The following is a 22,466-nucleotide window of genomic DNA, read 5'->3' on the forward strand; positions in this document are numbered from 1 at the left end:
TCTCCGCTCAATCCGCGAGGCTCTCCCAGTCGGTCTCGGGCGCGTCGAGCGCGATCGCGAGGCCGCCGTTGGACCCGGCGAAGACCGGGTCTTCGACGGCGCGGACGCGGCCGCCCCCCATTTCGTCGAGCGTCTTCTCGAGGGCGGCCGCGAGGCCGGGAATCTGCGACCCGCCGCCGGCGAGAATGACGTTGTTCCGGACGTCTTCCTGGTATTCCGGCTCGACGCGCGAGATCAGGTCGAGCATCGTCTCCGAGATCGGGCCGAGCAGGCTCTCGCACGCGCGCCTCATCTCGGCGGTGATGTCGAGGTCCGTGGGCTTTCCGTGGACGGGCACCTTCACGACGACCGGCTGCTTCGGCTCTCCGACGAAGCTCCCCTTTTCCTTCCAGTCGCGCACCATGTAGACCGAGAAGCGGCCGTCGGGCATCTTGTTGCGGACGAGGGTCGCGAGGTGCTCGTCGACGGCGTCGCCCGCGTTCGTGAGCGTCCGCTGGTCCTCCTCGGTCGGGTAGCGCCCGTTCATCACGCAGAAATCGGTCGTTCCGGCGCCGATGTCGATGATCATCGTGTGGAGGAGCGAATCCATCCCGTAGGCGACCGCGAATGGCTCCGAGACGATCATCAGGGAGTCGGCCATGCCGGTGACCGCGTTCCTCAGGTGCTGCTTGGACACGCGGAGCGCCTCGGCCGGAACGCCGACGACGGCGAAGACCTTCTGCCCTTCCCGGGCGCCGGCGAGCGAGATGAGGTGCCCGAGCAGCTCGCGGACGGCCTGCTCGTCCTTCTGCGAGCCTTCCTTGATGAGGCCCCGCTCGAGCGGGCGGTGGAGGTCGAGCATGGGGCGGTTGTCGAGCGCTTCCTTCCCGAAGAGCACCGCCTTCTTGACGACCTTCCGGGCGACCATGTCGACGGGCCACCCCACGTAGCTGTCGACGACGTGGCGCGCCCCGTTCGAGGCGGAAATGGAGCTTCGGGAGGTGCCGAGATCGATTCCGACCTGCAGCACCTCGGTTTTCGGTTTGGTCATGAAACCCCTTTCCCCGCGGGAGCCGCGTCCCGCGCGAGCCGTTCGGCGGACGTTTCCGGATCGACGATGCGACGGATGCCGGCGTGGAGCGCGCGGGCGAGCTCGGAACGGTATTCCGGCGTGGCGAGCCGCCGCGCCTCGTCGGCGTTCGAAATGCACGAGATCTCCGCGAGCACCGCGGGCATGCGGGTCCCGACGAGGACGACGAGCGGCGCGGTCTTCACGCCGCGATTCTGAACGCGGTCGTTGACGTCCCGGAGAGCGTGGAAATACGCGGACTGGAGCGTCTCGGCGATCCGGCGCGACTCCTCCTGACGGACGCCCACGTAGACTCCTTCGAGCAGCGTCCTGAAGTCCGCCAGCGAGTAGCCGGAGCCGGCGTTCTCCCCGCGCGCGAACTTCGCCGTTTCGGGATCGTTCGTGCCGCCGAGGTAGAACGTCTCGATCCCGACGCGATCCGGGACCGGCATCGAATTGATGTGGATGGAGAGGAAGAGATCGGCGTTCTCGGCGTTCGCGATCTCGACGCGCCGCTCGAGCGAGAGCGCGCGATCGTCGGCGCGCGTCAGGACGACCGTGACCGGAGCGTCCTTCAGCAGCGCGCGGAGCCGCTCGGCGACGTCGAGCGTGATCGTCTTCTCCTCGAGACCCTGCCGCGTCATCGCGCCGGGGTCGCCTCCCCCGTGGCCGGGGTCGATCACGATCTTCCGGACGGCGAGCCGGAAGAGAGACGGGTCGATCGCCTGCGGCGCCGGAAGCGCGGCGGTCCGGGGGACCGGCGACGCCGCCGCTCCGGCATCGGCCGTTCGCCGCCGGGAAACGGATGCCCGGACGCCGGGGGTCGCGATGGCGCCGGAGAAGGCGACCAGGAGCGTCGCCGCGAGCCCGCCGAGGAGCCATCCGTTGACCCCCCGGCGCCGCCGCCGGAGGCCGGCCGGAATCTCGCCGCGCACCGTGGCCAGGTTCTCCCGGACCAGAGCGCGGATCATCTGCTGCTTGAGGCGGTCTTTTCCCATGGGTCGCTGACCGTCAAGTGTAACAGGATGGGATCGATGGGGAGCCGTTCTTGCATGCGCAGCGGGAGGCGACCGAAAGAGCGCAACCTATAATGGCCGGGCCGCGACGGAACCGCGGCGCGCCGGCGGCGAACGGCGGGACGGGGGAAGACGTGAGACCTCAGACTCTCGGGGAACTGAAGGAAAGCGGATATCGCGCGCGGAGCGTCAAGGACGAGCTCCGCGAGAACCTGATCGCCCGGCTCCGGCGGGGAGAGGATCCGTTTCCGGGGATCTTCGGCTATCGCCACACCGTCCTGCCGATGCTCCACAACGCGATCCTCGCGCGCCACGACATCATCCTCCTCGGTCTGCGCGGCCAGGCGAAGACCCGGCTCCTGCGCTCGCTCGTCAATCTCCTCGACGAGTGGCTCCCGGCGGTCGCGGGAAGCGAGGTCAACGAGAGTCCGTTCGAGCCGATCACCGCGTTCGGGCGGCGGATCGTCGGGGAACGGGGCGACGAGACGCCGATCGTCTGGATTCCCCGCAGCGAGCGCTACCGGGAGAAGCTCGCGACTCCCGACGTCACGATCGCGGACCTGATCGGCGACATCGATCCGATCAAGGCCGCGACCCAGAAGCGGACCTACTCCGACGAGGAGATCATCCATTACGGGATCGTGCCCCGCACGAACCGCGGGATCTTCGCGATCAACGAGCTCCCGGACCTGCAGCCGCGCATCCAGGTCGGGTTGCTCAACATCCTCGAAGAGCGCGATCTGCAGATCCGGGGTTTTCCCGTGCGGATCCCGCTCGACATCCTGCTCGTCTTCTCCGCCAACCCGGAGGACTACACGAATCGCGGGAACATCATCACCCCCCTGAAGGACCGGATCTCGTCGCAGATCCTCACCCACTATCCCGACGAGGTGAAGACGGCGCGCGCGATCACCGACCAGGAAGCGTGGACCGAGCGCCGCGGCGAAGTCGAGCTCGAGGTGCCCGAATACTTCAAAGAGCTCGTCGAGAAGATCGCCTTCGCGGCGAGGCAGTCCGAGTTCGTCGACCAGTCCTCCGGCGTCTCCGCCCGCATGCCGATCTCGGCTCTCGAAATCCTCTATTCGAACCTCGAGCGTCGCGGCATCCTGCGCGGCGAGAAGCGGGTGTTCCCGCGCCTTTGCGATCTCCTCGCCTGCCTGCCGGCGATCACCGGGAAAGTCGAGGTCGTCTACGAGGGAGAGCAGCAGGGAACGGAAGTCATCGCGAAGAAGCTCATTTCCGGCCCGATCGCCGATCTCTTCAAGGAAAAGTTCCCCTCCGTCGATTCGGGGCGGCGCACCGAGCGCGCCCGGACGCCACCGCCCGAAGAGTCCGACGAGCCGCAGCCCCGGGCCCGTTCGCGCTTCCCCGCCGAGGAACCGGACAAGCTGAATCCCGTGTACCGGGAAATCGTCGACTGGTTCGCCGCCGGCAACCGCATCGACATCTCCGACGAGTCCTCGTTCGCGGACCACGTGAAAGCGCTCGAGTCCGTCCCCGGGCTCCGCCGCGTCGCCGAGGAGCACTTCAAGACGGCCTCCCGCGAGGAGGCGGCGCTCGCGATGGAGCTCGTCCTCGAGGGACTCACGCAGAACCTGAAGATCGCCCGCGAGGACCTGGACTCGAAGATCAGCTACAAAGAAATGTTGAAGTTCAACCTGGTCCGGCAGCGCACACCCGTCAGCTAGCAGGCACGGACCATACGCGCCGTTATACGGGCCCGTCGGAACCGCCGGCGGGCTTAGCGTACGCCCCGGTACGCCGCGCCCGCCGGCCGATCCCGCCGGACCCGTCTTCCAGCACGTCTGGCCGCGCCTTACTGCCATTGCCCCAGGAGATGCGTCGTCATTGCCAGCGCAGCGAAGCAATCTCCAGTCTTGCGGCTTGCCGTCCGAAAGAGGTTGTTTGGCTCGTGGAGCGCAGCCTCCGCCATAGAATCGGCTGCTCATGACCGACACGAAGACCAACCTCCGCGTTCGCATCCGATCGGGCGGAAAGCTCCTCGGGTGCTTCCTGACCTGGCCGGTCGGCGGAGCGGTCGAGCTCCTCGGGCTCGCCGATTTCGATTTTGTCGTCGTCGACGTCGAGCACGGATTCCACGACATCGAATCGGTCGAGAACCTCGTGAGGGCGGCCGACGTCGCCGGGATCGGCGCGATCGTCCGGCCGCCGCGCTTCGACTCGGACGTCGTGTGCCGCGCCCTCGATGCCGGCGCGGCGGGCATCCTCGCGCCCCGGGTCGGAAGCGCGACGGACGCGAAGACCACCGTCGAGAACATCAAGTTCGCCCCCGAAGGGCGCCGCGGTCTCGGCGGCGTCCGCGCCAACCGGTACGGCACGCAGCCCCTCGCCGAGTTCGTCCGCGAATCGAACGACCGGACGGTCGTCGCCGTCCAGATCGAGACGCCGGGAGCGCTGGACGAAGTCGGGGCGATCGCCGCGCTCCCGGGAGTGGACGTCCTTTTCGTCGGCCCGAACGACCTGACGCAGGCGCTCGGCATTCCCGGGCGGGTCGACGACCGGCGCTACCTCGACGCCCTGAGCCGGGTCGCGCAGGCCGCCGCGGACCACGGCAAGGCGGCGGGAATCATGCTCGGCCGCCGCGAGCAGATCCCCGCGCTCGCCGAGACCGGCTACCGCTTCTTCACGACGAGCGACCGGACACTCATGCTGGAGTCGGCGCGCGCGTGGCGCAGCGCGCTATAGGCGCGCCGATTCTCCTTCTCCCAGAGTCGGAGGCCGGAGTCTCTCCGCCGTCTCCGTTCTGCTTCTCGCCGCAAGAGCCCCGGGGATAGCTTCAGGGCTCCGGATGGCACCCAAAGCGGTGGCGCGGATGCAATCGCTGAGAGATAAGGCGCGTCGAGGCGCGAGGCCGCCCGTCTGGCTCGATGCATCGGCGCGCCGCTACAATAGAGCGGGATGCGGTACCGCTACCAGGACTACCCGGTCGACCTCCTCCGTCAGCTCCTCACCCAGGACGAGCTCACGAAGCTCTTCTGGCAGCTCGTGCTCCAGACGGGCGGAGACGTCGAGGAGGCGCTTCGGTGGATGGAATACCTGCAGGAGCGCGGTCTCATCGATCCCTCGATCGACCTCGGGAAGTTCCGCGAGGAGCTGGAGAAGCGCGAGCTGATCGAGAACCGGGGCGGCGCGGCGGTGCTGACCGGCGCCGCGGAACGCCAGATCCGCCGGCAGGCGCTCGAGGAAGTCTTCTCGTCGCTCAAGAAATCGGGGGCCGGCTATCACGCGACCCCGAAGACGGGGACGGGAGGCGACCTCGTCCCCGAGACCCGGCCCTACGAATTCGGCGACAACCCGACCGCGATCGACGGCGTCCGGACGATCGGCAACGCCGTCCGGCGCGACGCCACGGAGATCGACCTGCGCGAGGAGGATTTCGAGGTTTATTCGACCGAGCATCAGACGTCGTGCGCGACCGTGATCGCGATCGACATCTCGCATTCGATGGTCCTCTACGGGGAAGACCGGTTCACGCCGGCGAAGAAGGTCGCGCTCGCGATGGTCGAGCTCATCCAGGCGAAGTACCCGAAGGACACGATCGACGTCGTTCTCTTCGGCGACGATGCGAAGCGGATCCCGATCTCCGAGATCTCGAAGACGCAGGTCGGCCCCTTCCACACGAACACGAAGGCGGGACTCGCGCTCTCGCGGAAGATCCTGCAGCACAAGAAGAACCCGAACAAGCAGATCTTCATGATCACGGACGGCAAACCGTCCGCCATCTTCGATCGCGGCAAGCTCTACAAGAACCCGTTCGGGCTGGATCTCAAGATCGTCAACCGCACGCTCGAGGAAGCGGACGCCTGCCGCCGCGACGGCATCACGATCACGACGTTCATGATCGCGACCGACCAGTATCTCGTCGAGTTCGTCGAGAAGCTCACGAAGATCAACCGCGGGCGGGCCTACTACGCGTCGCCCTACAACCTCGCGGAATTCCTCTTCTCGGACTACATCCGGAACCGGAAGAAATTCCTCCACTGATCGCCTCGGCGCGATCAGTGGAGACTCGAGTCGCGAGTCGGCGGGTCCAGAGTCGGGCGCCCCCCGGTTCCCGGACTCGCGACTCGCGACTCGCGACTTCGCTAGGATTAGCGGATGAGCAGAATCACGAAGATCGGCCGATCCAAAACGGCGGGCCCCGTTCGCGCGGCGCTCGACCGGATGGCGGAGCAGCGCGGGAACGTCCCGAACATGTTCCGGATCGTGGCGCACCGGCCGGAGCTGATGACGACGATGCTCGCCCACTTCGCCGAGGTGATGAAGGACACGACCGTGCCGGTCCGCCTGAAGGAGCTGCTGGCGGTCCAGACCTCGCTCGCGAACTCCTGCGCCTATTGACTGCGCTCCCACACCGCTCTGGCAGAGCGGTTCGGAGCGACGAAAGAGCAGATCGAATCGGTCCTCGATTTCGAGAACGGGCCGTACGACGAACGGGAGAAGGCGGCACTCCGGTTCGGACTCCGGATGACGAAGGACGCCCCGAACATGACCGACGGGGACGTCGCGGCCCTCCGCGCGCACTGGTCGGAGGGGGAAGCCGTCGAGATCGCCGCCGTCGTCGGGACCTTCAACTACTTCAACCGCTTCAACGACGCGTTCGGCGTGGAGCCCACCGGGCCCGGAGAAGGAATCGACAGCTGAGCGCCGGGCGCGCGCCGGAACGGAAACCCTCCGGGACGGCCCGCCGCCGCTCGGCCCCTAACCGGTCGCGGGCAGGAAGCTCAATTGCGCCGGGTCGAAGCGGGTCATCCGGATGATCCCGTCGCGGATGCCGTCGTGATTGATGTCGGGGCCGGCGTATTTCCAGACGATGTCGCCGGTCGGCGAGATCTCGAAGACGTGCCCCGTCATCGACTCGGTCACGAGCGTGTTCCCGTTGGCGAGGCGCTGGGCGGCACCCGACGCCTTCGAAAAGAATCCCTTCGACGGCGCGTACCGCCACACCACGCGATCGGTCAGCGGGTCGACCTCGATGAGCTGCGAACGCTCCGTGCCGTTGTCGAAGACGAGGATGTGCCCGTCCGGGAGGAGGCGCGGGTCGTGCTGGTACGTGAGGTTCCCCGGCCCCCACAGCCAGACGATCTTCTCCGCGTCCGGCACGCGGGGATCGACGATCGCGATGGCGTTCAGGTTCCGGATGGAGACGAGGAGATTGCCGCGCGCGTAGATCGGTGAGCGCGCGGCGAGGCGCCCGTCGAACGACTCGACGTGATTGGTGTGGAAGACGTCGAGCGCATGGATCGACGCCGGGATCGGCGCCTGCTCGAGACGCGGGAGGAGAAAGCGGTATCCGGAGCGCTCGAGGAGCGGGAGGATCGGGATCTTGCGCAGGATCGACCCGTTCGGGTCGAGGAACGTGATCGCGTCCGCTTCGATCGGCAGCGTCGGGTGGATCGCCGGGACGATCTCGGGAGTCCGGCTCAGGACGAGGAGGTCGCCGTTCCCCGCGGGCCAGACGTCGTGATGCGCGCGAAGCGAAATCCTCCAGACGATCTTCGAGTCGCGATCGACCTTGACGACGGCCAGGTCCTTCAACGTGAAGACGACGGATCCGTCCGGCAGCAGCTCGGCGTGCTCGAGCCACGGGTTTTCCTTCCGGAACACCGCCGCGTCGATCTGCCATCTCCAGAGGACCTTTCCGTCCATGTCCATCAGGTAAGCCCGCGGAGCGCCCCGGCACCAGGGAGCGATGAAGTTCACGCCGGGCGACGTGCGCGCCCGGTCCCACTTGATGATCCCGGTCGCCGGATTCGGATCGTACGACTGCAGGATGTACGGGAGGTTCTGCAGAGCCGCGAAGTTCTGGGCGGACTGGCCGCGGACTTCCTGTTCGGTGCCGGGCGGGGGCGGCGGCCGGCGGGCCGGGGCGGGAGCCCCGGTCGTCAGAGCCGCCGGCCGGGCGGCGAGACGCGCCCGCCAGCCGAAGAACGCGAGCGGAACCGTCCAGAGTCCGACGGCCAGATAGACTCCTCCCCTCGACCTTGTCCGGAACATCTCTTCATTCTGGACAAAGACCCCGAGGGCGTCAAGAAATAGAATCGTCGGCCCATGGGTTCCGGCGCCGACGTCCCCTTCCACGCCCCCGTCGCGGACTGGTTTCGATCGTCGTTCGAGGCGCCGACGCCGGCGCAGCGGCTCGGCTGGCCCTCCATCGTCGTGGGCCGGTCGGCGCTCGTCCTCGCGCCGACCGGCTCCGGCAAGACGCTCGCCGCCTTCCTCGCCGGCCTCGACCGGCTGATGTTCTCTCCCGAGCCGCCGCGCGAGCGCCGGTGCCGGATCCTCTACGTGTCTCCGCTCAAGGCGCTCGCCGTCGACGTCGAGCGGAACCTGCGCGCGCCGATCGCGGGGATTTCCGCGGCGGCGGAGCGCTCCGGAACCGCGTACCGCGTTCCCTCGATCTTCGTCCGGAGCGGCGACACGCCGGCCGCCGACCGCGCCGCGATGCGCCGGCACCCGCCGGACATCCTCATCACGACCCCGGAATCGCTCTATCTGATCCTGACGTCGCAGGCGCGGGAAGTGCTCGCCTTCGTCGAGACGGTGATCGTCGACGAGATCCACTCGCTCGTTCCGGGCAAGCGAGGCGCACACCTGGCCGTCTCGCTCGAGCGTCTGGAAGCTCTCCGCGGCGACGCTCCCCCTCTCCAGCGCGTCGGCCTGTCGGCGACCGTGCGTCCCGAATCGGAAGCCGCGCGCCTGCTCGCCGGAGGAACGATCGATCGCGCCGGCCGATGGCGGATGCGCCCGGTCGAGGTGATCGACGCGCGCAGCCGGAAGCCGTTCGAGCTCTCGGTCGAAGTGCCGGTCGAGGACATGACGCGGCTCGGCGACGAGGAGCCGATCCCGAGCGGACCCGCCGCGGCCCGGCCGAAGAGGTCGATCTGGCCCTCGATCCACCCTCGTCTCCTCGAGCTCGTTCGCGCGCACCGGTCCACGATGATCTTCGTCAACAGCCGGCGGCTCGCCGAACGGCTGGCCGGGGCGCTGAACGACCTGGCCGGCGAGGAAGTGGCGCTCGCGCACCACGGATCGGTCTCCCGCGAGCGCCGCCTGGTGATCGAGGACCGGCTGAAGCGCGGCGACCTGCCGGCGATCGTCGCGACGTCGTCGCTCGAGCTCGGGATCGACATGGGCGCGGTCGATCTCGTCGTCCAGATCGAGGCTCCTCCCTCGGTCGCGAGTGGAATGCAGAGAATCGGCCGCGCCGGCCACCGCGTCGGCGCGCCGTCGAAGGGAATCATCCTGCCGAAGTATCGCGGCGACCTCCTCGCCTCGGCCGCCGTCGCGCGGCGAATGGAAGAGGGGCTCGTCGAAGAGTCGTTCGCGCCGAGGAATCCCCTCGACGTCCTCGCCCAGCAGGTCGTCGCGATCGCGAGCGACGGAACGCACGACGTCGACGAGCTCTTCGCGATGGTCCGGCGGGCGGCCGCCTTCTCCGATCTTCCCCGCTCCGCGTTCGAAGGCGTGCTCGACATGCTCTCCGGCCGGTATCCGTCCGACGAGTTCGCCGAGCTCCGGCCGCGACTCGTCTGGAACCGCGCGAAGGGAACGGTGCGCGGCCGGGAAGGCGTCCGCAGCGTCGCCGTCGCCAACGCCGGGACGATTCCCGACCGCGGGCTCTACGGGGTCTTCCTCGCCGGGCAGGAGAAGGGGAAGAGCGCGCGGGTCGGCGAGCTCGACGAAGAGATGGTGTTCGAGAGCCGCGAGGGGGACGTCTTCCTGCTCGGGGCATCCTCGTGGCGAATCGAGGAGATCACGCACGACCGCGTCGTCGTCTCCCCCGCTCCCGGCGAGCCGGGGAAGATGCCCTTCTGGCACGGGGACCGCGCGGGGCGTCCCGTCGAGCTCGGCCGCGCGATCGGCGCGCTCGCGCGCGAGCTCGCCGGCACCGCGCCCGCGGAAGCGGCGCGACGCCTGCGGGCGGAAGGGCTCGACGCGAAAGCCGCGAAGAACCTCCTCGCCTATCTCGCCGATCAGAAGGAAGCGACCGGCGAGGTTCCGAGCGACCGCACGATCGTCGTCGAACGCAATCGCGACGAGGTCGGCGACTGGCGCGTCTGCGTCCATTCGCCGTTCGGCGGAAAGGTCCACGCCCCCTGGTCGATGGCCGTCGAGGCCAAGATCCGGAGGGAGACGGGACTCGAGGTGGAGACGCTCTGGAGCGACGACGGGATGGTCTTCCGGTTCCCCGAATCCGACGCGCCCCCGGAAACGGGACTCTTCTTCCCCGACCCCGCCGAGGCGGAGTCGCTCGTGACCGAAAGGCTTCCCGAGACCTCGCTCTTCGCCGCGCATTTCCGGGAGGCCGCCGGCCGCGCGCTCCTCCTGCCGCGCCGGCGGCCGGGAATGCGCCAGCCCCTCTGGCGGCAGCGGAAGCGCTCCGCCGACCTGCTCTCGGTCGCCTCGCGCTTCCCTTCGTTCCCGATCATCCTCGAGACGTACCGCGAATGCCTGAAGGACGTCTTCGACCTGCCCGGGCTCGCCGGGATCCTCGGCGACGCGCGGGCCCGGAAGATCCGGATCGCGGCCGTCGACACCGACGCGCCCTCTCCCTTCGCCGCCTCGCTCCTCTTCTCGTACGTCGCGAACTTCATCTACGACGGCGACGCTCCGCTCGCCGAGCGCCGGGCGCAGGTGCTGTCGGTCGATCTCGCTCAACTCAAGGAGCTCCTCGGCGAGGCCGACCTGCGCGACCTCCTCGACGGCGGCGCGATCGAGGAGGTCGAGCGCCGGGCGCAGGGGCTCGGCGAAGGGCGCCGAGTGTCGTCGGCCGACTCGCTGCACGGCCTCCTGCTCCGGGTGGGAGACCTCGCCTCTCCGGAGATCGCGCGGCGGGCCGACCCGGCGGCGCCGGTGGAGGAATGGCTCCGGCAGCTCGAGGACGAACGCCGCATCGCGCGGGTCGCCGTCGCCGGGGAGGAGCGCTGGATCGCGGCGGAGGACCTCGGCCGATACCGCGACGCGGCCGGAGTCGTGCCGCCCCGCGGCTATCCGGAGGCGCTCCTCGCGCCGGTCGCCGACGCGGCGGGCGATCTCGTCGGCCGCTTTGCGCGCACGCACGGGCCGTTCCTCCCGGGAGACGCCGCGCGGCGGCTCGGGATGGCGGAATCGGCCGTGCGAGCCGCGCTCGATCGTCTCGCCGAGCGGGGACGGGTCGCGCCCGGGAGCTTCCGCGCCGCCGCCCCCGAGCGGGAATGGTGCGACGTCGAGGCGCTCCGCGCGATCAAGCAGAAGTCGATGGCGAGGCTCCGCCGCCAGGCCGAGCCGCAGCCCCGCAGCGCTCTCGCGCGGCTCGCCGTCGCCTGGAACGCCATCGGAGAGCGCCGGCGCGGGCCTGAAGCGCTCTGGAGCGCGATCGAGCAGCTGCAGGGGTGCGCGCTGCCGGCCTCGGTTCTCGAAACGGAGATTCTTCCGGCGCGCGTCGAGGGCTATCGGCCCGCCGACCTCGATCTGTTGTGCGCAACCGGGGAAGTCGTGTGGTGCGGCATCGAGCCGATCGGCGACCGCGACGGACGCGTGGCGCTCTTCCTCGCGGACCGAGCCTCGACGCTGGCCCCGCTCCCCCGGTCGGCCGGCGACGAGCTGCCGCGGCGCGTGCTCGAGGTCCTCGGTCGGCGGGGCGCCTCGTTCTTCGCCGACGTGCAGCGGGAACTCGGCGCGTTCACCGGGGATCTGGCCGAGGCGCTCTGGGATCTCGTGTGGGCGGGCCGCATCACGAACGACACTCTCGCTCCCCTTCGGAGCCGGATCGGAAAATCGACGCGGCAGGCCCGGAAAGAAGGTACCGGAAACCTCCGCCGGCCGCGGCTCTCCCCGCCCGGCACCGAGGGAAGATGGTCGCTCGTTCCCGCGCCGGCGCGCCGCGACGCCGAGTCCGCCCTCGCGCTCGCGCGGCAGCTGCTCGAGCGGTATGGCGTCCTGACGCGAGAGGCGGTGCGCGCGGAGGGGGTTCCCGGCGGATTTTCGTCGCTCTACCGGGTCCTCCGGCAGATGGAGGAAGCGGGGCGGATCCGGCGGGGGTATTTCGTCGAAGGGATGGGCGCGGCGCAGTTCGCCGTTCCCGGCGCGGAAGAACGCCTTCGGGTTCCCGACCGGGAGCCGAAGACGGTCGTCCTCGCCGCGACCGACCCGGCGAACCTCTACGGGGCATCCCTCCCCTGGCCCGACGCCGCCGGTCCTCGCCCTCAGCGGACGCCGGGGGCTCTCGTCGTCGTCCGCGACGGAGAGCTCCTCGCCTTTCTTCCCCGCGGGGAAAGGGAAGTGACGCTGTTCGGCGAGGCGCCGGCCGCGGCGGTCGCCGAAGCGCTGGCGGCCCGCGCCTCGATGCCGGGCCGGCGCGGGCTCCTGATCACCCGGATCGGCGGCGAGGAAGCGGCCTCGTCCCCCGCCGCCGAGGCGTTCCGGAAACACGGCTTCTCGGCCAGCCGATCGGGCCTTCTCCGCCGGCCGTCGAAGTCGTCGGAGGGCGAAGATGCCTGAGGGCGACACGATCTCCCGCGCCGCCTTCACCCTCCGCCGCGCGCTCGCCGGACAGACCGTCCGGAGCTTCCGTTCGGTCGCCGGGAACGGAGCGCTGGCCGGCCGCCGCATCGAAGCCGTCGAGTCGGCGGGCAAGAATCTCCTCGTGCGATTCGACGACGGCCGGATGCTTCGAACGCACATGCGGATGCACGGTTCGTGGCATCTCTATCGCCCGGGCGAGGCGTGGCGGAAACCCGCCGGCTTTGCGCGCGTCGTTCTCGAGACGGACGACTGGACGGCCGTCTGTTTCTCGGCTCCCGTCGTCGAGATCCTGCGCGCCGGAGAGGAACGTTCCCATCCCGCTCTCTCGCGTCTGGGACCCGACATCGTCGGCGGCGCCTTCGACGCGGACGAGGCGATCGCGCGGCTGCGGCGCCATCCCGAGCTCGAGATCGGCGACGTGCTCCTGCGGCAGGACGCGATCTCGGGAATCGGAAACATCTGGAAGTCGGAGACGCTCTTTCGCTGTCGGGTCGATCCCTTCGCCCGGGTCGCCTCGCTCCCCGACCGCGCCCTTTCGGAGATCGTGTCGACGGCGCGACGGCTGATGGCGGCGCGCGCGGGCGCGGCGAGCGATCCCCGGCGGACGACGCTCGCGGGGTGGGCCGTGTATCGACGGAGCGGCCGGCCGTGCCGCCGGTGCGGGACGGCGGTCGCGATGCGCCGCCAGGGGCGGGACCGGAGAAGCACGTACTACTGCCCGGGCTGCCAGGGGACGCCGTGACGCGGCGAATCTCCGGCACCCGCCGCTATGCCCTCCTCCTCGCGAAGGTCGCGAAGCGCTTCGGTCGGATCGCCGCCCGGAACCGCGGACAGGTCTCGTGCCGCGCCGGGTGCTTCGGATGCTGCGTCGGTGTCTTCGAGATCTCTTCGCTCGACGCGGCGCTCGCGGCACGCGGTCTCGCGAAGCTGCCGAAAGCGCGCCGCGAGGCGATCGCGCGGCGCGGCGAGGCGATCGCCCGCCGGATCGCCGGGACCTTTCCCGGCGATCCCGCCACCCTGGTCCTCGACGTCCGCCGCGAGGAGACGTGGGACGCGTTCTTCGAGACGACGACCGGAATCGCCTGTCCCTTCCTCGAGCCGGTCGATGGTCGCGCCCGCACCACCGCCGCGTCGGCGGCGCGAGCGCGTCGCTGGCCTCAGGGATTCGCCTGCGCGATCTACGCCGACCGTCCGCATGCCTGCCGCACGTTCGGCCTGCCGCTCGCGGACCGCGGAGAGATCGTTTCGGACCCGTGCCGGCTGAACTTTCGCGGCTCTTCTCCGGCCGCGATCGCGGCGGCCGCGCTTCCCCTCTACGAGCCGGAGGAAGAGGAGATCGCCCGCACCGCGCAGGCCGAAGAAGCGCTGCCCGTAGACGCCGCCACGATTCTCCCCGCCGTCGCGGCGGGAAGGTTCCCGTTCGCGCCTATTTCGAGTAAGAGATCCGGTAGATAGCGCCCGCCTGGTCGTCCGAAACGAGAAGGGATCCGTCCGGCATCACGAGCACGTCGACGGGCCGTCCCCAGGCGTGCTCTCCCTCGAGCCATCCTTCGGCGAACGGCGCGTACGCCGCCGCGCGGCCGTTCTTCACGGTCACCGTCGTGACGCGGTAGCCCGCCTTCCGGCTGCGGTTCCACGAACCGTGCTCGGCGATGAAGATCCGGCCGCGGTATTCGGGCGGGAACATCGCGCCGGCGTAGAAGCGCATCCCGAGAGACGCCACGTGCGCGCCGAGCTTCTGCTCCGGCGGCGTGAACTGCGAACAGGGATGCTTCCCGCCCAGATCGGGATCGGGAATCGAGCCCCCGTGGCAGTAGGGAAAGCCGAAGTTCATTCCGGCCCGCGGGGCGCGGTTCAGCTCGTCGGGCGGCGCGTCGTCTCCGAGCCAGTCCCGCCCGTTGTCGGTGAACCAGAGCTCTTTCGACGCCGGATCCCAGTCGAATCCCACGCTGTTCCGGATGCCCCGCGCGAACACCTCGAGCCCGGAACCGTCGGGATGCATCCGCATGATGGTTCCATACGGGTCGGGCTTCTCGCAGACGTTGCAGGGGACTCCGATCCCGAAATAGAGCTGTCCGTCGGGGCCGAAGCGGATCACCTTCAGGCCGTGCCCCTCTTCGGGCGGAAGCGCCTTCGTCACGAGAGAAGGGCGGCGCGGCGCCTCGAGCGTCTTCTCGATGTCGTCGAAGCGCCAGATCCGGCTGATCTCGGCGACGTACAGCGCACCGTCCCGGACGGCGACGCCGTTCGGGGCATGGAGGTCCCGCGCCACGGTCACGATCTGCTCCGCCTTCGGGGCGCCCGTGCGGTTCCTCAACGCGTAGACGTTGCCGTCGCTCGTTCCGACGAACACCGTTCCCGACGGCGCGAGCGCCATCGACCGGGCCCGAGGCACCGGATCGGCGTACACGTCGATGTGGAAACCGGGAGGAAGCCGGATCCGATCGAGCGGGAGACGTCGGGCCGCGGACGCGGAGGCCGCCGCGCCGAGAAAGGCCGCGGCGGCCAGCGCAACGATTCTCCGGACCCTTCGCTCCACCGCGGCGAGGATAGCCGATCCGGCCGTACCGAAGCGCGCCGTCTATGATTCCGGAAGGAGGAGAACCATGAAGATCGGCCGATGGATGTGGACCTTTTCCCTTGCCGCGCTGCTGGGCGCTCCGGCGCTCTTCGCCGCCGCCCCCTCGGGCGCGTCGGTGGTCGAGGGGGAATGGCTCCGGGCGATGAAGGCGAACGACCTCGAAGCAATCGTCGCGTGCTACGCGCCCGACGCGATCCTCTGGGCGCCCGGGCGCGCGGAAGCCCGGGGCACGAACGCGATCCGGGAAGCGTACCGGGGATATCTCACCGAGAGCGTCGTGAAGGACGTATCCCTCGCCCACGTCGATCATCGCGATGCGGCCGGTTTCTCGGCGGGATGGGGAGAATTCACGCTGACGCTCGCCCCGAAGGCCGGCGGGGACCCGATCGTGATGCGCGGACGGTTCACGGAAGTCGTCGAGAAACTTGGCGGGAAGTGGCTCTACGTCGCCGACCACGCGTCGGCGGATCCCGCTCCGGCGCCGGCGCCCGCCTCGAAGTGACCCGCTCTGCCGGCGCGCGCGGCGCGACGCCGCGCGCCGGCCCGGGCGGCCTTCCGCGTCAGCGCCGTCGACGCGGGCCCGCCGGCGAACCGAGCAGTCGCGCCTGCGACGATGCCCGGGCCTGCAATCCCCGGCAGACCGCGTCGCACAGCGCGAAGACGGCGGGGTCGGACACCGACCAGTAAGCGCTCGTCCCTTCCGTCCGACGCTGGACGAACCCCGCCTCGCGAAGGGCCTTCAGCTGCTTGCTCACGTTCGGCTGGCTCGCGCGGAGCGACGCGGTGAGATCCCCGACGTTCCTCTCCTCGTGCTCGAGCGCCTGCAGGATCCGGAGGCGGAGCGGGTCCGCGAGCGTCCGGAATCGGGCCGCGACGAGCGCGAGCGCGTCCGGCGACAGCGCCCCGATGCCGTTTCTTCCCATCGTCGCCATCCTAGCACATATTTACTTTATTCTTATATTTGAATATAAGAGCCACCCATGCGAGACGCTGATTCATTCGCATTAAGACGGGAGCGGCCTTTCGCGGGAAGATCCGGGGCGATGACGAGGTTCCGACAGCTCGGCCTTCTCGCCGCTCTCGCGAGCGCCGGACTCGCGATGCCGGCCGCCGGCGAGCCCCCGGCGGGATCGCCCCTTTCCCTGTCCGACGCGATCGCGATCGCCCGGCAGGCTTCCCCGGCGGCCGCGGCGGCGCACGCGCGGGCCCGTTCGTCCGAGGATCAGTCCCGCGCCGCCTCCCTCTTCTGGGCGCCGGACCTCGCGATCGACTCCGTCTGGGACCGCACGGAAGTGCCCGCCCGCGCTTTCGCGCAGAAGCTCAACCGCGGCGAGTTCACCGCGGACGACTTCGCCCTCGACCATCTGAACTCTCCCGGCTTCGACGCGAACCTCGAGACGACGTTCGGCCTGCGGCTCCCGCTGGATCTCTTCGGCGCCGGGCGCTCGGGAAAGGCCGCCGCGCAGGCCGCCGCCCGGGCCGACGCCTCGCGGGCCGACGCGGTCGACGCGGACGTCGATCTCGAGACCATCCGGGCCTACTTCGGGGTCCGGGAGGCGGACCGGACGGCCACCGCGGCGGCGGCCTCTCTGGACGCCGCCCGGGAGCTCGAGCGGTCGGTGACCGCCCGGAAGGAATCCGGCTCCGCCCTCGAAGCCGACGTGCTCCGGGTCCGGACGCGGCGGCGCCAGAGGGAAGTCGAGACCGCGCGCGCCCGGACGCAGGTGGAGCTCGCGCGGTCGCGCCTTCGCGTCCACCTCGGCTGGGGCGGGGACGCTCCGGTCGTGCTCTCGTCGGAACCCGACGCCGAGCCGCCGCACGTTCCGCTCGAGGAGTGGCTCGCGCGCGCCGCCGCCGGAAACCCGGATCTGGCCGCGGCCACGGCCGCGGCCGCGGTTCCCGCCGCGATGGAACGCCGCGAACGCGCGGCGGGTCGCCCGGCGCTCCAGCTCTTCGGCGGCTGGCAGGACGACCGCAATTCGCTCTCCCACGGGCAGGGCAGCGCCACGGTCGAGCTTCGATTCCATTGGGCGGTCTGGGATCCGGCCCGGAGCGCGCGAAACGCCGCGGCCGCGGACGCGGCGCGCGCCGCCCGCGAGAGCCGCCGCGGGGCGGCCGACGCCGTCCGCCTCGACGTCGAAGCGCGCTGGCGCGATCTCGACGTCGCTCGCCTGGAGGCGCAGGCCGCCGCCGACGGCCGCCGCGAGGCCGCCGAGGTCTACCGCGTGTCGCGCGAGAGATGGGAAGCGGGCCGCGCCGCCCTCGTCGACCTGCTCGATGCCGAAAGCGCCGCCGCGGCCGCGGAAGCGGACGAGGCGCGCGCCTCGATTCGCGTCGCGCTCGCCCAGGCCGTCCTCGAGCGGGCGGCCGGAAAGAAGTGAAGAACATGCCGCGTCTGGCCGGAGTCCTCTTTCTCCTGGGGATCGGGGCCGCGATCCCCGCGTGCCGCAGGGCCACCTCTCCCCCCGAAGCCGCCCGGGCCGCCGTCCCGGTTCCCGTCGCGGCGGTGCGCGAGACCCGGGGAGGCGCGCGCTCGGTGCCCGGCGTCGTCGCCGCGAAGGAACGCGCGGAGATCGCCTCCCGCTCGTCGGCCGAAGTCCTCCGCGTCCTCGTCACCGAGGGCTCGCGCGTGCGCCGGGGCGAGCGGCTCGCCGAGCTCGACGCGCGCGAGCTGTCCGCCCGGATCGACGCCGCGCGGGCGGCGCTCACCGCCGCCGCCGCCGAGAAATCGCGCACCGACCGCCTCGCCGCGACCGGCGCGGCGACCGCCCGGGAAAAGGAGATCGCCGATTCCGGCGAGGCCGCGGCGAGAGCTTCGCTCGCCGAGGCCGAAGCGGCCGGGCCTTACCTGCACGTGGAGGCGCCGTTCTCCGGGACCGTCGCGGCCGTGCCGATCCACGCGGGAGACCGGGTCTCCCCCGGCCAGCCGCTCCTCGTCGTCGAGTCGGACGCCGGTTTCGAGGCTCAGGCTTCCGTGGAGGCCGACGCGGCCGGGAGGCTGCGGCCCGGGACGCCGGTGGCCGTCCGCGTCGACGGGATCCTCGCCACGCTCCCCGGGACGGTCCGCGCGGTGTCTCCCTCCGGGGACCCCCAGACCCATCGCTTTCTCGTCCGCGCGGATCTCCCCCGGGACGAACGGCTGAAATCCGGCCTGTTCGCCGCGCTCGAGATCCCCGATCCGGCCGCTCCGGCTCGCCGGCTCGTTCCGGCGTCCGCGATCGTGGAGCGAGGCGGGTTGACGGGCGTCTTCGTCGTCGCCGCGGGGCGGGCCACGCTCCGCTGGATCGACGCCGGGCCGCGCGAAGGGGGCGACGTCGCGGTTCGCGCGGGGCTGGCCCCCGGCGAAACCGTCGCGCTCGCGCCCGAGGGGCTGACCGACGGGGCGCCCGTGGAGGCCGTTCCGCGATGAGCGACCGGCGCGGCATCGCCGGGGCGCTGGCGCGGACGTTCCTGCACAGCAAGGTCACGCCGCTCCTGATCGCGGGCGCCATCGGGCTCGGTTTCCTGTCGCTCGCCGTCACGCCGCGCGAGGAGGAGCCCCAGATCCGCGTGCCGATGGTCGACGTCTTCGCCGCGGACCCCGGCGCTCCTCCGGAGGAGGTTTCGCGGCGGGTGGTCGAGCCGATCGAGAAAGCGATGTGGGGAATCGCCGGCGTCGACCACGTCTATTCGACCGCGCGGGAGGACGGAGCGCTCGTCACCGTGCGATTCCGCGTCAACGAATCGAACGAGACGTCCCTCGTGAAGGTCTTCGAACGGCTCGGCCGCCTTCGCGCGGAGCTTCCCCCGGGCGTCCCCGCGCCGGTCGTCGAGCTGAGGTCGATCGACGACGTGCCCTTCCTGACGCTCACCGTCTCCGGCGAGCGCGAGACGCCCGCGACGCTGCGCCCCCTGGCGGACGAGCTCGCGCACGAGATCGCGGAAGTCGAGAGCACGACCCGCGTGGCGGTCACCGGAGGGGCGCCGCGCGTCGTCCGCGTCGAGCCCGACCCCGGGCGCCTGGCGGCCGCGGGCCTCACGTGGGAGGACGTGCGCGCGGCGCTCGCCGGGGCGCAGGCGAGGCTCCCCGCGGGCTCCGCCACGGAGGACGGACGCGTCGTCCGGATCGAAAGCGGCGCGCTCTTCGCCGACGGCCGCGACGTCGCGCGGGCGGTCGTGGGGGTCCGGGGGCGGGCTCCCATCACGCTCGCCGAGGTGGCGCGGATCGTCGACGGCCCGGCCGAGACGGCCGACTACGTCCTCGCGGGGGACCGGAAGACGCCGCTCGCCCCCGCCGTCACGATTTCGGTCGCGAAGCGGCCGGGCACGAACGCCACCCTCCTCTCGCGCCGGGTCCTCGCGAAGGTCGACGCGCTCCGGTCGCGCCTCCTCCCCGCCGGCGTCCGCGTTTCGATCACCCGCGACTACGGAAAGACCGCGGACGAGAAGGCGAACGAGCTCGTCCAGCACCTGCTCCTCGCGACGCTCTCGGTCACGATCCTGATCGCGCTCGCGATGGGGTGGCGAAGCGCCGTGGTCGTCGCGATCGCCGTCCCCGTCACGCTGGCGCTGACCCTTTTCGTGTATTACCTCTTCGGCTACACGCTGAACCGCGTCACCCTCTTCGCCCTGATCTTCTCGATCGGCATCCTGGTCGACGACGCGATCGTCGTGGTCGAGAACATCGAGCGCCACCACCGCGAACGGCCCGCCGAACCGCTCTCGGTCCTCGCGGTGCACGCGGTCGCCGAGGTCGGCGCCCCGACGATCCTCGCCACCTTCACGGTCATCGCGGCGATCCTCCCGATGGCCTTCGTCCGGGGCCTCATGGGCCCGTACATGAAGCCGATCCCGACGGGGGCCTCCTTCGCGATGATCTTCTCTCTCGCCGTCGCCTTCGTCGTGTCGCCGTGGGCGGCCGTCCGGATCTTCCGGAACGCGCACGAGGTGCCGGAAGGCTCGAAGGGCGCGGAAGGGAAAGCGACGAAGCTCTACCGACGGATGATGGGCTCGCTCATCGGGAACGCGCGCCGGCGACGGTTCTTCTTCGCCGGCATCGCCGTGCTCCTCCTCGCGTCGGTGGCGACGGTCGCGTTCGGATGGGTGCGGGTGAAGATGCTCCCCTTCGACAACAAGAGCGAGTTCCAGGTGCTCGTCGACGAGGACGAAGGCACGCCGCTCGAGGACACCCTCGAGACCGCCGTCCGCGTCGGCCGGGTGCTGGGGACGGTCCCCGAGGTCGCGAACTACCAGATCTACGCGGGCGCTCCGGCTCCGTTCAACTTCAACGGCCTCGTCCGTCATTACTTCCTGCGGCGGGAGCCGAACCGGGCCGACCTCCAGGTCAACCTCCTCCCGAAGGGGAAGCGGTCGGCCCAGAGCCACGACATCGCCAAGCGCGTCCGTACGCTCCTCGCGCCGATCGGGCGCGAACGCGGCGCGCGGATCAAGGTGGTCGAGATCCCGCCGGGTCCTCCGGTGCTCGACACCCTGCTGGCCGAGGTCTACGGTCCGGACGACGGCGCGCGGCGCGATCTCGCGGGGAGGATCCGAGGATTCTTCGAGACGACGCCCGGCGTCGTCGACGTGGACTGGAGCCTCGAGGCTCCGCACGCGAAGGAGGTCCTCCGGATCGACGCCGAAAAGGCGGCGGTGCACGGGATCGCCGCCGCCCAGGCGGCCGCCATGCTCTCCGTCTCCGGCGAAGGCGAGGCCGTGGGAACGCTCGATCTCCCCCGCCGGCGCGAGCCGGTGCCCGTCCTCCTCCGGCTCTCCGCCGCCGACCGCGACGACCCGGCTCGCCGCCTCGCCCTCCGAATCGCGTCGAGGACCGGCGGCGCAGTCGCGCTCTCCGACCTCGCGACGGCCGCCTCGATTCCTTCGCCGCAGCCGGTCGTTCACAAGGACCTGAAGCCCGTCGTCTACGTCTTCGGCGATCTGGCCGGTGAGAAGGAGAGCCCGGTCTACGCGCTCGCCGCCCTGAACCGCAAGATCGACGCGATTCGCCTTCCGCTCGGCGGGCGCGTTCGGCGCTACTCGGTCCAGGCGCCCGAGACGAGCGACTTTCCGGCCGTCAAGTGGGACGGCGAATGGCAGATCACCTACGAGGTGTTCCGCGACCTCGGCCTGGCGTTCGCGATCGTGCTCGTGCTGATCACGCTCCTCGTCGTGGCCTGGTTCCAGAGCTTCCGGACTCCGATCGCGATCCTCCTTCCGATCCCTCTTTCGCTGATCGGCATCCTTCCCGGCCACCTGCTCTTCGGGGCGTTCTTCACGGCCACGTCGATGATCGGGTTCATCGCCGGCGCCGGGATCATCGTGCGCAACTCGATCATCCTCGTCGACTTCATCGAGCTGAAGGTGCGCGCCGGCATGCCGCTCGAGGAGGCGGTCGTGGAGGCCGGTGCGGTCCGGTTCCGGCCGATGCTCCTCACGGCCGCGGCCGTGGTCGCCGGCTCCGTGGTCATCCTCTTCGACCCGATCTTCCAGGGCCTGGCGATCTCGCTCATGATGGGAGAAGTCGCCGCGACGCTGCTCTCCCGGATGACGGTTCCCGTCCTCTATTACGTCCTCACGCGCCGACGGCCCGTCCCCGGCCCGGCGGCCATCGCCGCCTGAATTCAAAGGAGGTCATCATGAAACGGAAACTCGCGCTTCTCTCGATCGCGACGCTGCTCGCGGCCGCCGCCTTCGCGCAGCCGCCGGCATCGCCCGGCTACGACGCCTCCAAGGAACGGCATCTCGCCGGAACCGTGGAAGCCGTCACGGAAGTTCCGGGCGGCAACCGCGGCGGCGGTCTCCACGTCACGCTCGCATCGGGAAAGGACCGATGGGAGGTGCGTCTCGGCCCGAAGGACTTCTCGCGCGGCATCGGGCTCGAGCCCGCGAAGGGCGATTCGTGGGAGGTCACGGGGTCGGCCGAAAAGACGAAGGTCCTCATCGCCCGCGAGATCCGCAAGGGAGACAAGACCTACCGGCTGCGCGACGCTCGGGGATTCCCCCTGTGGTCTCACGGACGGCGTTGACGAAGATCGGAAAGAAAGGATGGAAACGATGGACCAGGAACGCGCTCTTCGGGGAATCGGCGGCGGCTTCGTGCTCGCGAGCGTCGCTCTCGGATGGTGGGTGCACCCCGCCTTCTTTCTCTTCACCGCCTTCGTCGGGCTGAATCTCTTCCAGTCGGCGTTCACCGACTGGTGCCCGATGATGTGGCTCCTGGGCAAGCTCGGCCTGCCGCGACACGGTTCCGCCCGAACCGGCGCCCGAAACGCCGCCTGAGCGGCTCCGTCGGGCTCGCGCGCGAGCCCCCGGGACG

General features: G+C 70.4%; 19 protein-coding genes. 14 read left to right on the forward strand and 5 right to left on the reverse strand.

The features are described 5' to 3' along the window. Positions 1 to 7: 7 nt before the first annotated feature. Entirely contained in the window at positions 8 to 1,030 is a 1,023-nt protein-coding gene (locus VFS34_03805) for a rod shape-determining protein (GenBank protein ID HET9793564.1), read from the reverse strand. After that, positions 1,027 to 2,046, reverse strand: coding sequence for an N-acetylmuramoyl-L-alanine amidase (locus VFS34_03810; GenBank protein HET9793565.1), 1,020 nt, complete (start codon positions 2,044 to 2,046; stop codon positions 1,027 to 1,029). The genes VFS34_03805 and VFS34_03810 overlap by 4 nt, the downstream gene beginning before the upstream one ends. A 152-nt stretch (positions 2,047 to 2,198) precedes the next feature. On the opposite strand from VFS34_03810, the gene VFS34_03815 reads away from it, so the two are divergent. From VFS34_03815 to VFS34_03835, 5 genes are all read left to right on the forward strand, one after another. Continuing rightward, entirely contained in the window at positions 2,199 to 3,752 is a 1,554-nt protein-coding gene (locus VFS34_03815; protein HET9793566.1) for a magnesium chelatase, read from the forward strand. A 259-nt stretch (positions 3,753 to 4,011) separates the two neighbouring features. After that, complete coding sequence (locus tag VFS34_03820) at positions 4,012 to 4,770, forward strand: aldolase/citrate lyase family protein (GenBank protein HET9793567.1); 759 nt, start codon at positions 4,012 to 4,014, stop codon at positions 4,768 to 4,770. 213 nt (positions 4,771 to 4,983) lie between these two features. Next, positions 4,984 to 6,069, forward strand: coding sequence for a VWA domain-containing protein (locus VFS34_03825; GenBank protein HET9793568.1), 1,086 nt, complete (start codon positions 4,984 to 4,986; stop codon positions 6,067 to 6,069). Between the two features lie 114 nt (positions 6,070 to 6,183). Further along, the gene (locus VFS34_03830) at positions 6,184 to 6,426 is read left to right on the forward strand and encodes a carboxymuconolactone decarboxylase family protein (GenBank protein HET9793569.1); all 243 of its coding nucleotides are present in this window, start codon (positions 6,184 to 6,186) and stop codon (positions 6,424 to 6,426) included. Positions 6,427 to 6,552: 126 nt separating this feature from the next. Beyond that, entirely contained in the window at positions 6,553 to 6,729 is a 177-nt protein-coding gene (locus tag VFS34_03835; protein HET9793570.1) for a hypothetical protein, read from the forward strand. 57 nt (positions 6,730 to 6,786) lie between these two features. On the opposite strand, the gene VFS34_03840 is transcribed toward VFS34_03835, so the two are convergent. Next, positions 6,787 to 8,082 carry an arylsulfotransferase family protein gene (locus tag VFS34_03840; protein ID HET9793571.1) on the reverse strand — a complete coding sequence of 432 codons (1,296 nt, stop codon included), beginning with the start codon at positions 8,080 to 8,082 and terminating at the stop codon, positions 6,787 to 6,789. A gap of 54 nt (positions 8,083 to 8,136) precedes the next feature. On the opposite strand from VFS34_03840, the gene VFS34_03845 reads away from it, so the two are divergent. The 3 genes from VFS34_03845 to VFS34_03855 are packed head-to-tail and all read left to right on the forward strand — an operon-like array spanning position 8,137 to position 14,046. Beyond that, the gene (locus VFS34_03845) at positions 8,137 to 12,567 is read left to right on the forward strand and encodes a DEAD/DEAH box helicase (protein ID HET9793572.1); all 4,431 of its coding nucleotides are present in this window, start codon (positions 8,137 to 8,139) and stop codon (positions 12,565 to 12,567) included. Continuing rightward, positions 12,560 to 13,333, forward strand: coding sequence for a DNA-formamidopyrimidine glycosylase family protein (locus tag VFS34_03850; GenBank protein ID HET9793573.1), 774 nt, complete (start codon positions 12,560 to 12,562; stop codon positions 13,331 to 13,333). Before VFS34_03845 ends, VFS34_03850 begins: the two co-directional genes overlap by 8 nt. Continuing rightward, positions 13,330 to 14,046, forward strand: coding sequence for a hypothetical protein (locus VFS34_03855; GenBank protein HET9793574.1), 717 nt, complete (start codon positions 13,330 to 13,332; stop codon positions 14,044 to 14,046). The genes VFS34_03850 and VFS34_03855 overlap by 4 nt, the downstream gene beginning before the upstream one ends. Here VFS34_03855 and VFS34_03860 read toward each other — a convergent pair. After that, positions 14,018 to 15,100 (reverse strand): PQQ-dependent sugar dehydrogenase, encoded by a 1,083-nt coding sequence (locus tag VFS34_03860; GenBank protein ID HET9793575.1) that lies wholly within the window; start codon positions 15,098 to 15,100, stop codon positions 14,018 to 14,020. The two genes, VFS34_03855 and VFS34_03860, sit on opposite strands and share 29 nt — an antisense overlap. Before the next feature lie 97 nt (positions 15,101 to 15,197). Between VFS34_03860 and VFS34_03865 the strand changes: the two genes are divergently transcribed. After that, the gene (locus VFS34_03865) at positions 15,198 to 15,674 is read left to right on the forward strand and encodes a nuclear transport factor 2 family protein (protein ID HET9793576.1); all 477 of its coding nucleotides are present in this window, start codon (positions 15,198 to 15,200) and stop codon (positions 15,672 to 15,674) included. Positions 15,675 to 15,732: 58 nt separating this feature from the next. Here the strand turns inward: VFS34_03865 and VFS34_03870 are convergent, their stop codons facing one another. Next, a complete protein-coding gene (locus tag VFS34_03870) occupies positions 15,733 to 16,095 on the reverse strand; it encodes a metalloregulator ArsR/SmtB family transcription factor (protein HET9793577.1) in 363 nt (120 codons plus the stop codon). A 120-nt stretch (positions 16,096 to 16,215) separates the two neighbouring features. Between VFS34_03870 and VFS34_03875 the strand changes: the two genes are divergently transcribed. Genes VFS34_03875 through VFS34_03895 form a run of 5 tightly spaced genes read left to right on the forward strand, consistent with a single transcriptional unit; the run spans position 16,216 to position 22,429 of the window. Beyond that, the gene (locus tag VFS34_03875) at positions 16,216 to 17,553 is read left to right on the forward strand and encodes a TolC family protein (GenBank protein ID HET9793578.1); all 1,338 of its coding nucleotides are present in this window, start codon (positions 16,216 to 16,218) and stop codon (positions 17,551 to 17,553) included. Between the two features lie 5 nt (positions 17,554 to 17,558). Continuing rightward, on the forward strand, positions 17,559 to 18,581 hold the full coding sequence (locus tag VFS34_03880) for an efflux RND transporter periplasmic adaptor subunit (protein ID HET9793579.1): 1,023 nt from the start codon (positions 17,559 to 17,561) through the stop codon (positions 18,579 to 18,581). Beyond that, a complete protein-coding gene (locus tag VFS34_03885; GenBank protein ID HET9793580.1) occupies positions 18,578 to 21,769 on the forward strand; it encodes an efflux RND transporter permease subunit in 3,192 nt (1,063 codons plus the stop codon). Before VFS34_03880 ends, VFS34_03885 begins: the two co-directional genes overlap by 4 nt. A gap of 17 nt (positions 21,770 to 21,786) precedes the next feature. Continuing rightward, positions 21,787 to 22,176 carry a hypothetical protein gene (locus VFS34_03890; protein HET9793581.1) on the forward strand — a complete coding sequence of 130 codons (390 nt, stop codon included), beginning with the start codon at positions 21,787 to 21,789 and terminating at the stop codon, positions 22,174 to 22,176. 28 nt (positions 22,177 to 22,204) lie between these two features. Beyond that, positions 22,205 to 22,429, forward strand: a complete 225-nt coding sequence (locus VFS34_03895) for a DUF2892 domain-containing protein (protein HET9793582.1) — start codon at positions 22,205 to 22,207, stop codon at positions 22,427 to 22,429. The last annotated feature ends 37 nt before the right edge of the window (positions 22,430 to 22,466 follow it).

The sequence above is a fragment of the Thermoanaerobaculia bacterium genome, from assembly GCA_035717485.1.
GTDB lineage: Bacteria > Acidobacteriota > Thermoanaerobaculia > UBA5066 > DATFVB01 > DATFVB01.